Annotated in this window: 13 protein-coding genes; 3 read left to right on the plus strand and 10 right to left on the minus strand. The window is 59.2% G+C overall.

The annotated features are described in order from the left end of the window. Positions 1-9 precede the first annotated feature (9 nt). The 3 genes from GOV38_RS01415 to GOV38_RS01425 form a co-directional block, all read right to left on the minus strand. Positions 10-1,218: a multidrug effflux MFS transporter gene (locus tag GOV38_RS01415; protein WP_171207361.1), complete on the minus strand. Its 1,209-nt coding sequence runs from the start codon at positions 1,216-1,218 to the stop codon at positions 10-12. Positions 1,219-1,292: 74 nt separating this feature from the next. After that, positions 1,293-1,952, minus strand: coding sequence for a DsbA family oxidoreductase (locus tag GOV38_RS01420; protein WP_171207362.1), 660 nt, complete (start codon positions 1,950-1,952; stop codon positions 1,293-1,295). Then, positions 1,949-3,466, minus strand: coding sequence for a class I adenylate-forming enzyme family protein (locus tag GOV38_RS01425; protein ID WP_171207363.1), 1,518 nt, complete (start codon positions 3,464-3,466; stop codon positions 1,949-1,951). The genes GOV38_RS01420 and GOV38_RS01425 overlap by 4 nt, the downstream gene beginning before the upstream one ends. A 65-nt stretch (positions 3,467-3,531) precedes the next feature. Here GOV38_RS01425 and GOV38_RS01430 point away from each other — a divergent pair, with 65 nt between their 5' ends. Further along, positions 3,532-4,155: a helix-turn-helix domain-containing protein gene (locus GOV38_RS01430; protein WP_171099406.1), complete on the plus strand. Its 624-nt coding sequence runs from the start codon at positions 3,532-3,534 to the stop codon at positions 4,153-4,155. On the opposite strand, the gene GOV38_RS01435 is transcribed toward GOV38_RS01430, so the two are convergent. From GOV38_RS01435 to GOV38_RS01450, 4 genes are all read right to left on the minus strand, one after another. Next, complete coding sequence (locus tag GOV38_RS01435) at positions 4,147-4,377, minus strand: hypothetical protein (protein ID WP_174838429.1); 231 nt, start codon at positions 4,375-4,377, stop codon at positions 4,147-4,149. The two genes, GOV38_RS01430 and GOV38_RS01435, sit on opposite strands and share 9 nt — an antisense overlap. Before the next feature lie 179 nt (positions 4,378-4,556). Next, positions 4,557-5,228, minus strand: a complete 672-nt coding sequence (locus tag GOV38_RS01440; RefSeq protein WP_171207364.1) for an MIP/aquaporin family protein — start codon at positions 5,226-5,228, stop codon at positions 4,557-4,559. Beyond that, on the minus strand, positions 5,225-5,557 hold the full coding sequence (locus GOV38_RS01445; protein WP_171207365.1) for a helix-turn-helix transcriptional regulator: 333 nt from the start codon (positions 5,555-5,557) through the stop codon (positions 5,225-5,227). The genes GOV38_RS01440 and GOV38_RS01445 overlap by 4 nt, the downstream gene beginning before the upstream one ends. A gap of 32 nt (positions 5,558-5,589) precedes the next feature. Continuing rightward, complete coding sequence (locus GOV38_RS01450) at positions 5,590-7,404, minus strand: extracellular solute-binding protein (protein WP_171207366.1); 1,815 nt, start codon at positions 7,402-7,404, stop codon at positions 5,590-5,592. Positions 7,405-7,693: 289 nt separating this feature from the next. Here GOV38_RS01450 and GOV38_RS01455 point away from each other — a divergent pair, with 289 nt between their 5' ends. Both GOV38_RS01455 and GOV38_RS01460 read left to right on the plus strand, forming a co-directional pair. Then, positions 7,694-8,467, plus strand: coding sequence for a 3-hydroxybutyrate dehydrogenase (locus tag GOV38_RS01455; protein ID WP_171099402.1), 774 nt, complete (start codon positions 7,694-7,696; stop codon positions 8,465-8,467). Positions 8,468-8,556: 89 nt separating this feature from the next. Then, positions 8,557-9,582, plus strand: coding sequence for a patatin-like phospholipase family protein (locus GOV38_RS01460; protein WP_171207367.1), 1,026 nt, complete (start codon positions 8,557-8,559; stop codon positions 9,580-9,582). Here the strand turns inward: GOV38_RS01460 and GOV38_RS01465 are convergent, their stop codons facing one another. The 3 genes from GOV38_RS01465 to GOV38_RS01475 all read right to left on the minus strand — a co-directional run bounded on the left by GOV38_RS01465 (position 9,583) and on the right by GOV38_RS01475 (position 12,127). After that, positions 9,583-10,260 carry a DUF502 domain-containing protein gene (locus GOV38_RS01465; RefSeq protein WP_171129736.1) on the minus strand — a complete coding sequence of 226 codons (678 nt, stop codon included), beginning with the start codon at positions 10,258-10,260 and terminating at the stop codon, positions 9,583-9,585. A 65-nt stretch (positions 10,261-10,325) separates the two neighbouring features. Beyond that, entirely contained in the window at positions 10,326-11,237 is a 912-nt protein-coding gene (locus GOV38_RS01470) for a pseudouridine-5'-phosphate glycosidase (RefSeq protein ID WP_171207368.1), read from the minus strand. After that, positions 11,234-12,127 carry a PfkB family carbohydrate kinase gene (locus GOV38_RS01475; RefSeq protein WP_171099398.1) on the minus strand — a complete coding sequence of 298 codons (894 nt, stop codon included), beginning with the start codon at positions 12,125-12,127 and terminating at the stop codon, positions 11,234-11,236. Before GOV38_RS01475 ends, GOV38_RS01470 begins: the two co-directional genes overlap by 4 nt. Positions 12,128-12,153: the final 26 nt, after the last annotated feature.

Consider the following 12,153-nt stretch of genomic DNA (forward strand, 5'->3'; position numbering starts at 1 on the left):
TCACCTGATCTAGGCCAGCAGGCGGTTTTCGATCCGGCCCATATGCAGCATCAAGCCAAAACCCAGCGCGCACATGGTCAGGATGCCGATCGTCAGGGGGGCAATCGAACCGTCGAAGAGCTGGCCAACAAACGCTGCAATTGCGGCGGCCAGTACGGTCGCGATGGACCCGATGACCGAGGCCGCCATGCCTGCGATATGGCCCATCGGCTCCATGGCGATGGTGTTGAGGTTGCCCATTGTCACTCCCGCCATGAAGAAGACGGTGGTTTGCCAGACGACAAAGACGGCAAACGAGGCGTCCAACGACAGGTTCGCGCGATTGAGCAGGATCACAATTGTGGTGATGATGATCTGAACAGCAAGTGCCCATGTTACGATACGGCGCATACCAAAGCGCACCACAACAACAGCATTCAGCAGGCTGGCAGAGCCTGACATAAGCGCGACGAAGCCGAACCAGAACGGAAAGCTCTCCGCCCGGTCATAAACCACGTCAAAGATCGGTTGAACCATGGTCAACATGGTGAACAGCAATCCCATGCACAACGCCTGCACCAGGATCGACAAACGCACGGTCGGATGGGCAAACATCTCATGCACTGCGCTGATCATCAGCGGCAGGCGGAACGGGCGGCGGTTTTCCGGCGCCAGGGATTCCGGCAAGCGCCAGGCCATCCACAACACGATGATCGCCGCAAACAGGATGAACGAAACAAAAATGCCCTGCCATCCGAACAAAGCGATCACGCCCGCACCCATCATGGGGGCGATGGCGGGAACAAGGGTAAAGATCATCATGGCGATGGACACGATCCGTGCCATTTCGCGGCCTGAAAAAAGATCCCGGATCACGGCCATGGCCACCACGCGTGGCCCGGCAGCCCCAAGGCCTTGCACGATCCGAGCGGCCAGCAGCACTTCCAGTGAGGTGCTGGCCCAGGCCACAGCAGAGGCCAGAATATAAAGCGCCGCGCCGCCATAGATCACAGGTTTCCGCCCAACCGCGTCCGAGATTGGGCCGGTGAAGAACGTACCTATCCCCATGCCCAACACAAACGACGTCAATATCAGCTGCGCCTTGTTCGGATCACCGGGGCTGAGTTCAGCACCGATTTCGGGCAAGGCTGGCAGCATCGAGTCGATTGAGAATGCAATCGTCGCGAACATCATCGCGATCAGGGCGATAAATTCACCACGGTTAACGCGGTCGGTCATTGGAAACTCCTTCCCAACCGCGCTATCACGATGGCGCCTCTTGGGATAGGGTCATGGGCGCACAGAGGCCTGTGCTATTCTGTCGGAGACGCCTCGAGCTGAGACATAAGCTCAGTGATGACTTTTGCCCAAAGCTCAGGAGGTTGTGCGCCGGGAACGGCATGCTGGTTGGCCACGATGAAGGTCGGGACCGAGCTGATGCCCATCTGCCGGGAATGGCTGTCGCGGTTGCTGATATCCTCGCGATCCGCGTCCGAGCTGAGCAGTTTCAACACCACAGCCGCGTCCATCCCGATGCTATCGGCGATATCGGCCAGAACCTCGTGATCGCCAATGTCGCGCGCATCGACGAAATAGGCTTTGAACAGCGCATCGATCACCGCCGTTTGCTTGCCTTCGATCCCCGCCCAATGGATCAATCGGTGCGCATCCAGAGTGTTCGGCGTGCGCTTCATCCCTTCGAAGTCAATTGTCAGACCGGCTTTCTCGGCATGCTCTACAACCGGCGCATAGGCGCGCACCGCACCGTCTTTGCCGCCAAACTTGCGTTCCAGATACTCCCGACGATCCATACCTCCTTGTGGCATGTCCGGGTTCAATTGGAACGGATGCCACTCGATCACAAAGGGATGGTTCGGGATTTCGGCCAGCGCCTTGTCCAGATGTGTCTTGCCGATATAGCACCACGGGCAGATCGGGTCGGACATGATGTCGAGTTTCACAGTCTGGGTCATTTGGGCGTCGCCTTGAAATAGGCCGGCAATGCGCGGCGCAGGAGTTTGCCGTTGCCACCAGTGGGCAGGGCCGGCAGATGAACATAGGCGCGCGGCTGTTTGTACCGCGCAAGCTTTTGCGACACATAGGTGTCCAACGCATCCGCGTCCAGTTCTTCGGGGCCGGTATAGAAGGCTGCTATCACAAATGTGTCCGGTCTGACCTCGACCGCCGCTGCGCCGACCTGAGTGATGCCTGGATGCTGAGACAGCGCGCTTTCGACCTCAACAGGTGAGACGCGATAGCCGCCCGCGTTCATCATGTCATCGTCGCGGCCCAGATAGGTGATTTGACCGTCGATAGCCATGGCGCCCTGATCGCCGGTCAGAAACCAGTCACCCATAAGGCGCGCCTCGGCCTCGTCCGGGGCGTTCAGATAGGTCAGCATCAGACCCGGATCGTCGCGGTGGATGGCAATTGTCCCTTCCTGGCCCTGTGGCACTGGTCCATCTTCGCCTAGAATGGCGATGCGTCGCCCGGGTTGCGGTTGGCCAAGGGCGTCACCGCGCGCAGGGTGCGCGGGGCTGGACGAGATGAAGGTGGAACATTCCGACATGCCATAGGCTTCATAAATCGCGGTGCCGGTGGTGTCGTGCCACGCCGCGCGCAGGCTATGCGCCAGCTTTTCACCAGCGCTGAGCCCATGCCGCAGTTCCGGCAGGTCAGGGAAATCACTCCGCTGCAACATCTTGCGATAAACACCCGGCGCGGCGGCAAAGATCGTGGCGCGATGCGCGCGCAGCAGGTCTGGCAGGGTGGTGATCTCTGTGCCCGGTGCGGGGATCAGGGCGGTGGCGCCGATGGTCCAGGGGTCCATCAATCCGGTGCCCAGCGTGTAGGTCCAGTTGAACGCACCCGCATGGCACAGCCGGTCCTCAGGGCGCAGGGCGTACCACCCGTCGACCATCATCTGCCGCGCCCAGATGGCCCGATGGGCATGGGCCACCGCACGGGGTTTTCCCGAAGTACCAGAGGTATAGACCACATATGCCATCCGATCCGGGTCACCCAAATCGAAAGCCGCCGGGGGCAGATCACGCATGGCCTGCAACGCTGGGACGCAGATTTCATTCGGATGCGGTGCGCAGGCCACCACCGGATCGCGCAGGATGGCCGCTGGCGCAAGATCACTGATCATCTGGGCCGATTCGGCCTCGGTCAGTTGCGACGAGGTTGGCACCGGCACAATCCCGACTGCAATGGCCCCCAGATAGGCGATTGGAAAATCCACCGTATTTCCCAGCCGCATCAGCACGATATCACCTGGGTTCAGACCGGCGCGCATCAACCCTGTTCCAGTGCCCAGGATGGCGGCTTTTAGCTGCGCATAGCTCCAATCCTCGGACGCTGCGGGCCCCAAGACGGACAGGGCGGTTTTGCCTGCATTCTGATCGGACCGACGCAAGACATGCGCCGCCAAATTGAACGGTGCAGGGCAGGGATCTGCAGGGCCATGATCGAATACCGATAGCATAGGGTTTGGCTAGCGTGATGGCAGCCGCGTTGCAAGCAGGGGCCACCGGTCCTATAGAGAACCCCATGACACAACGTGACCCAAAATCTCTGATCCGTCTTGCCCGCGACAATGGCGAGGATTCGCATGTTGAACCGCTGGACCTGGGCGCGCGCGTGCGCGAGTTGCGCAAGGCGCGGAACTGGACGCTTGAGCAGGCCGCGTCACAAGCCGGGCTGGCACGTTCGACGCTCAGCAAGATCGAAAACGGTCAGATGTCGCCGACCTATGATGCGCTCAAGAAACTGGCCACAGGGCTTGAGATTTCGGTGCCACAGCTTTTCACCCCGCCTCAGCGCGATCAGGTCGTGGGCCGGATGACCGTGACCAAACAGGGCGAGGGGACGGCGCACGCCACTGCAACTTATGAGCACGAGCTTCTGGGTGAGGCGCTGACCAAAAAGCAGATGCTACCCTATCGCGCGCGGGTTCGGGCCCGGTCGATGGAGGAGTTTGACGGCTGGGTGCGCCATGACGGCGAAGAGTTTCTGTATGTGCTCACAGGGATCGTGCGGCTTTACACCGAGTTCTATGAACCGGTCGAAATGCGCCGCGGCGACAGCGCTTATTACGATGGCAGCATGGGCCATAACGTCGTTTCGGTCAGTGACGAGGATGCGACAATATTGTGGGTGACGTCTTTAACTTAAACCGGCCTCACGGTTCAGCGCTTCGGTATATAGAAAATCCTCAAGCTCTTCGTGGGCTTCGGTGATCGTCAACTGGTGACGCTCGGCCAGATAGGCCTCGAACTTGCTGCGGTCTTTCGGCGCGCGCGCCATGTCCTTGTCACATAGATTCGGGAACCTGCGCTTTGCGCGCGCGAAAGACGCATCCCAATCCTGCGTCAAATCGGTCCAATTCATCACCATCGAGCTTTCCCATCACTTTTCGTGGCCTTGGACTGCTCTGCCCCCGGAAACAGGTTAGTGACAGTTCGATGAAGCTGCGGACATGACAAAATGTCGCAGGTAAAAATCTTGGCGTTAGAACAAAAACCCCGCAGCGGATGAGGCGCTGCGGGGTGTGCTGGGGTGATGGGTCTTCTGTTTCAGACCGAGCTTTGGGTCTCGGGTTTGAACAGCCAGTTCAAGACAAAATGTCCGATAAAGACTGCAATTATCTGCATTGCGATAAACATCACGATATGGCCTGGATAGATGCCTGCAAAGGTATCCGTGAACCCCCTTGCGATGGTCACCGCGGGGTTCGCAAAACTTGTGGAGGACGTGTACCAATAGGCGCCAGTGATATAGAGCCCCACAAGCGCTGGTACCGTATCGGGCTTGTGCCGAATTCCGCCGAAAATCACAAACAGCAGCCCCAAAGTGGCGATGATTTCTGAAAACCATTGATGCGAACCGGTGCGGTGCAGCGTCTGCGAGCTTTGCAGAATGGGAAGGTCAAACATGTAATGCGCGGCCCAAACCCCGATAATGCCGCCCGCAACCTGAACAAGGACATAAGGTGCCACAGCGCTCCAAGGGTGTTCGCCGCGCAGCGCAAAGGCCAGAGTGACAGAGGGGTTGAAATGCGCACCGGAAACCGGACCCAAGGTGGTGATGATGGCATAGAGCATGCAGCCGGTAGCAATCGCGTTGGCCAACAGTGCCAATGCGATGTTCCCGTCGGACAGGATTTGCGCCATGATGCCCGACCCAACCACGCCGATCAGAAGAAAGGCGGTGCCCAGGAACTCTGCAAAATACTGGCGCGCGGTCATTGGATGTCTCCGATACGCTTGAGTTCGGAGGATAGCGCTGTACTGTCCATGGACTCAAAGGGTGATGCCAGCAAGCCATCAAACACACCCCGGACAGAGGACAGGTAGACCGGATCGTGCAGCAAGGTGCTCGTGCGGGTTTGCGCAATCAACCCCGCCGCTTTCAGCGCGTTCAGATAGGTCGACGTGGTGTTGGGCTTGAGTGCCAACACCTCAGCGATCTCACCGGCAGGGACGGCATCGGGATATCGGCGCATCAAGAGCTGAAACAGGTTCAGCCGTTTTGGATGCGCCAATACACTGAGCTTGTCGTAAATCTCTATTTCCATATTTCACGAATTATGGAAATAGAGGGGCTGCGTCAATCCTGATACCACCAGACCTGCGGCATATATTCAGGACCGTCGCCATAGATCGGCAAGGTCTCGGGAAAGCGCAGCTCTTTGGCATGGGCAATCCGACCGACATCAAAGCTCCAGATCGGGATGACATAGCGACCAGCGGTCAGCACACGATCCAGCGCGCGGGTGGCGGCGACAAAATCCTCACGACTTTCCGAGGCCAGCATCGCATCGATCAACCCGTCGACGGCAGGAGAGGCCACGCCCATCAGGTTGCGTGTGCCCGGCGCGTCTGCCAGTTCACTGCCCCAATAAAGCCGCTGCTCATTCCCTGGTGACAAGGACAAGGCGCGTCGGAAAATCGTCATGTCGAAATCCAGTTCGGACGTGCGCTCGGTGAATTGCGCGGGATCGACCACGTCGGTCGTGACCTGAATGCCCAGACGCTCCAGCGCGCGGGAATAGATGTCGATGGCGGTTTGATTGTCGCTGTCGCCTTGGGGCAGCAAAACGGTGATCGCAAAGACCTCGCCCTGTTCATTGCGCAACACACCGTCCTGAATGGTCCACCCGGCTTTGGCCAGCAGGTCGGTCGCTGCGCGAATATTGGCGCGGTTGCGGGCCGATCCATCGCCAGTCGGAGGGCTATAACCTTCCAGCGTGCCTGGCAGCAGATCATCCGCGTAGGCTTGCAGCAGCTCGGCCACGCGCCCGGTCGCTGGGCCGGGTTGCATCGCCAGATCCGAGCCCGAGAAATACGAGGTGATCCGCGGCTGCGCACCGCCGGTGATCGTGTCGTTGATAAACTCGAAATTGAACGCCAGCGTCAGCGCCTCGCGCACGCGCCAATCGGCGAATTTGGGCTTGCGGGTGTTCATCACATAACCGGTCATGCCCGAGGGTTTGCCATGGGGGATCTCGGTCTTGACCACATCACCGCGCTGAACGGCAGGAAAGCCAAACTGCGTGTCCCATTTGTCGGCGTTGAACTCGCGGATGGCGGACAGCTCTCCGGCTTTGAAGGCCTCGAACAGAACGGTTCCGTCACCATAGAATTCGATGCGCATGTCATCGAGGTTCATGGTGCCACGCCGGAAGGGGATATCCGCGCCCCAATAGTCCGGGTTGCGCTTGAAGTTCACAAAGCGCCCGGCCTCGTAATCATCGATCACATATGGGCCGCTGCCGACGGGGATGTCATGCAGCTGTGCGTCCGCAAAGTCTTTCCCGTCCCATTGTGCCTTTTGCAGGATCGGGCGCATGCCAGCAAGCAGGGCCAGTTCGCGGTCCGCCTCGTTAAAGGTGATCCGCACGCTGCGCGGGCCGGTTTGTTCGATGCTGTCAATCTTGCCCCACAAACCGCGATACCGCAGATGCCCTTGCGTGCCCAACGTTTCATAGGACCAGATCACATCCTCGACCGTGACTGGGCTGCCATCCGAGAATCGGGCCTCGGGGCGCAGCGTAAACTCGACCCAGGTTCGGTCGTCATCCGTCTCAATCGATTCGGCTAAAAGCCCGTAAAGCGAGAATGGTTCGTCCCAGGATCGCCCCATCAGGCTCTCATGGGTCCAGAATCTGAGCTGCCAGGGCACCGTGCCTTTCTGCACAAACGGGTTCAGACTGTCATAGCCACCGGTATTGCCGAAGGTCACTTTGCCACCTTTGGGTGCGTCCGGGTTGACATAGGGCAGTGACACAAAATCCGGTGGCAAAGCAGGCTCACCATACATAGCTATGCCATGGGCTGATTCTGCTTGCGCTACCATCGCGGAAAAAACATATGCGATTCCCGCCATAAGTGGACGAACGTAGCTCAGTCGATTGGGGCTCATTTTGGAAACAATCCTGCTCTGGCCTTATTTTATTGGGGTTCATCGTAGCGATGATTTTTCATATTTTCAAACTTTTAGCTTGGATGGTGGCGTAGAATTGCTTATAAAGGATGCACTGCTCGATAGGTTTCTTGCCTGTATGAAACCTGCCTCAATAACTTAACGCCCGCTTCGTGCGGGCGTTTTTTTTGGCTGAATTTCGGGCGCAGGACAGCCCGATATTCCCCGTTTTCTTTGCAGGTGCAGCATGGCAAGGTGGCTTTGAAAAAGACACATGAGGAGACCGGCCATGAGCCTTTCGGGAAAAACCGCCATTATCACCGGATCGAATTCAGGGATCGGTTTGGGTGTCGCACGCGAATTGGCGAAGGCGGGGGCCAATGTGGTTTTGAACTCGTTCACCGATCGCGATGAGGATCATGCGCTGGCCGAAGAGATCAGCAAAGAGACGGACACCAAGGCGCGCTATATCAAGGCGGATATGTCCAAAGGTGACGAATGCCGCGCACTGGTCGAGCAGGCAGGCGCTTGCGATATTCTGGTCAACAACGCGGGCATTCAGCATGTCTCGCCCATCGATCAGTTCCCGGTAGAAAAATGGGACGCGATCATCGCGATCAACATGAACTCGGCCTTTCACACCACGGCCGCCGCGTTGCCGATGATGCGGAGCGCAGGCTGGGGTCGGGTAATCAATATCGCTTCGGCCCATGGGCTGACCGCATCGCCCTACAAGGCAGCCTATGTGGCGGCCAAACATGGCGTGGTGGGCATGACCAAGACGGTTGCTTTGGAAACCGCACAGGAGCCGATCACCTGCAATGCGATCTGCCCGGGATATGTGCTGACTCCGCTGGTCGAGGCGCAAATCCCCGACACGATGAAAGAATACAATATGAGCCGCGAGGATGTGGTGAAGAACATCCTTCTGGAACGTCAGCCGTCTAAGGAGTTTGCCACCGTCGAACAATTGGGCGGCACAGCGATTTTTCTTTGCTCTGACGCGGCGGCGCAGATCACCGGGACGACGATTTCGGTGGATGGCGGCTGGACCGCGTTGTGAGATTTGAGGAGCGCTTTCGCTAGCCTAATGAGCGGGGGCTCTGCCCCCGCACCCCCGAGGTATTTGCAAACAGAAGAAAAGGCAGGGTCGTGAAACGCATCAATCTGGCATTGCAAGGCGGCGGGGCGCACGGAGCGTTTACCTGGGGTGTGCTGGATCGGTTGCTGGATGAAGAGGATGTCGAGGTTGCCGCGATCACGGGGACTTCGGCGGGGGCGCTGAATGGCGCGGCCTTTAAATCGGGGATGGTGCATGCCGGCCGGCAGGGCGCGCGCGACAGTCTCAACAGGCTGTGGAAGCGTATGGGGGCTGTTGAGGACACGCGCATAGCCGGTTGGATGCGGGGGATAGAACCCGCACATATTGCCCGTACCCTCGAGTACTCGGTTCCGGTGATGATGGCAGATGCCTGGTCGCGGCTGGTGTCGCCCTATGCCTATGGTCCATTTTATCGCAACCCGTTGGAACCGGTGGTCGACAAGTTCAACTTTGCCGAAATCTGTGCTGAGGATGGGCCGGGCCTGTTCATCTGCGCCACCTGCGTGCGCAGCGGCAAGATCCGGGTGTTTTCGGGTGATGAGATTTCGACCAGTGCCATTCTCGCCTCGGCCTGTTTGCCGAACCTGTTTCAGGCGGTGGAAATTCATGATCCCAAGACGGGCCGGACCGAGGCCTATTGGGATGGCGGCTATACGGGCAACCCGGCGCTCTATCCGCTGTTTCACGGGGATTTGCCGGACGATGTGGTGATCGTGAATATCAACCCGCTGGAGCGCGATGAGGTGCCCAAGACGCCACAGCAGATCCAGAACCGGATCAATGAGATCAGTTTCAATTCGTCTCTGTTTCGCGAGTTGAGGGCGATCAGTTTTGTGCAGCGGTTGTTGAAAGAGGGGAAGCTGAAGGCAGGTGAGATGAACCGGGTGCTGGTTCACATGATTGCTGACGATGCTTTGATGAATGATCTGTCTGCCACCACCAAGATCCTTCCCAATCCGGTGGTCTTGAACCGGTTGAAAGAGGCCGGGCAGGCGGCGGCGCACTCATTCCTGCGGGCCCACAAATCTGATCTGGGTACGCGCAGCACGGTCGATCTGCCTGCGATGTTTGGCTGATTATTCAGGTGGTTGCGAGGGGTCTTTGTCGTTGGGATAAACCAGCCCGGCCGAGATCACCAGTTTCGCAGCATCCTCGATGGACATGTCCAGCATGATCACATCCTCCTGCGGGAAGAACAGCAGGAACCCGGATGTTGGGTTGGGGGTGGTTGGCACAAAGACACTCAGCAACTCACCACCTGTTTCGGCGCGTTCGGCAACCTCGCCTTTGGCGGTGGTCGAGACAAAGCCGATGGCCCAGATACCGCGGCGCGGGTATTGGATCAGGCATGCTTTTTCAAACGAGCGTTCGGTTTGGGCAAAGACCGTCTCGGAGATCTGTTTGATCCCCGAATAGACCGAGCGCACAACCGGCATCCGATCGACCACGCTTTCACCGAAATGGATCAGCGACCGGCCCAGAATGCCTTTGGCGATCCATCCGACCAGAACGGTGAAGATCAGGAAGATGATAACGCCCACACCGCGCAGGTTGATGCCCACGTATTGTTCAGGCTGAAAGCGCTGCGGCACCAAAGGCAATACCGCGCTGTCGATCCAGCCGACCACGGACCAGATCAACCAGATGGTCAACCAGACCGGGGCGATGACGACGATGCCCGTCAGGAAAGACGCGCGCAACCGGGACAACAGGCCGGGGCGGCGGTGGGGCTCTTCGTCAAAGGGTGTGTTCATTGCGGTTCCGAGTGGGTTTCGTCGTTTAGGTAGTCAATCGGGGGCGTTGGTACAATAGGCTTGCGTCAGGTGCGAGATTTCAGTGCCCGGGCAATACCCGCCGCCAGCCGCGCATTGTTGCGAACCAGCGCGATATTGGCAGTCAGTGAGCGACCCTCGGTTAGCTCGAATATCCGTTGCAGAAGATAGGGCGTAACATCCTTGCCGGTGATCCGGTGGGTGTCGGCATCGGCCTGCGCGGCGGCAATGATCGGGGCCAGTTCTTCTGCCGGAATCTGCACATCGTTCGGTATCGGGTTGGCCACCAGTTGACCACCGGGCAGACCCAAGGCGCGGCGGGTTGCGTGGGCTTTGGCGATGGCCTCAGCACTGTCCATGCGCAAAGGGGCGGTAAAGGGGGATTGCGCCGACCAGAAGGCGGGAAAGGCATCCTGTCCGTAAGCGATGACCGGCACGCCCAGCGTTTCCAGAACCTCAAGCGTTTTGGCCAGATCGAGGATGGCTTTGGCACCGGCAGCGACCACAGTCACAGGGGTCTGGGCCAGTTCGTGCAGATCTGCTGAGATATCAAAAGAGGTCTCGGCCCCCTGATGCACCCCGCCAATGCCACCTGTGGCAAACACTTCGATCCCGGCATATTGCGCGGCGATCATCGTGGCGGCAACCGTGGTGGCTCCGGTGCCGCCGGTCGAGATACAGGCGGCCATATCTGCGCGTGAGATTTTGGCAACGCCCTGCGCCTGTCCCAGTGCCCTGAGCTGATCCGGCTCCAAACCCACATGCAGGACCCCTTCGATAACCGCCATGGTTGCAGGGACTGCACCCGCATCGCGGACATCCTGCTCAACCTGTGCCGCGACCTCGATATTCTGAGGGTAGGGCATACCGTGGGTGATGATGGTGCTTTCCAGCGCAACGATGGGGTGGCCTGCATCTTTGGCGGCGCGTACCTCGGCGGAATAGTGGATGTCGATCACAGTGGGGTTTCTCCCGAAACGTAAGTGGCGGCGGCGCGCAGGGCGCGGGACAGAGCCTCGTCATTGGACGCGCCGGTGGATTCCGAGGCGATATGGGCCGCCATGAAAGTGTCGCCAGCGCCGGTCACGCGGGTGACCAGAACAGACGGGGGTGTTTGGGTCAGAATGCTGTCGGCGCTGCCTACGGTGGCCGAATTGCCGCCATCGGTGACCAGCACCCGCAGCGCGCCGCGGTCCAGCAGGCCTTTGGCTGCAGACTCGGAATCGGTGAATTCGCGCTGGCAGAGCAGCCCGGCCTCTTCGAGGTTCACATAAAGCGTTGCGCGGGCGTGTTTGAGGAAAGGCAGCAAACGCTCGGCCTTGCCTGGTGAGGCAGGCGCGACGCGCAGATCGGCCCGGGCAAAGTTGGGGCTTTGGGCAATTTCTTCCAGCAGGTCGACCGTCAGATTGCCGTCCAGGGCAATTGGGCCGGTATAGGGCGCGGTCTCTGACCCCAAAGGTCCATGCGCCAGCGGATGCAGTATCTTGGCGCCAGCAGCTTCCAGAGAATGCGCGTCGGCAATGGCGGCGATCAGCCCATTGGCGCCTTCGACGGCCATATAGCGGTCGGTGGCCAGATCTGGCGAGCGGTAGATGTGGTCCGTCACCATACCCAGCCGGGTGCAGGCATTGATCAGCTCGTCGCCTTCGGGGTCACGGCCAATGGCGGTCAGCAATGTGGGGGTCATGCCAAAGCGCACCAGGGTCATGGCGATGTTCATCGCCACGCCGCCGGGCAGGCGGGTGATCCGACCGGGCACGTCCGATCCCTGTCGCATGGCACTGGCAGAGCGCCCGATCACGTCCCAAAGGACCGAGCCGATACACAATATGTCGCTATGTGTGTTCATGGCTTTGTCATGCCGCAGCGCTCAGG

Origin of the sequence: Ruegeria sp. HKCCA5839, assembly GCF_013035585.1 — a bacterium.
GTDB lineage: Bacteria > Pseudomonadota > Alphaproteobacteria > Rhodobacterales > Rhodobacteraceae > Ruegeria.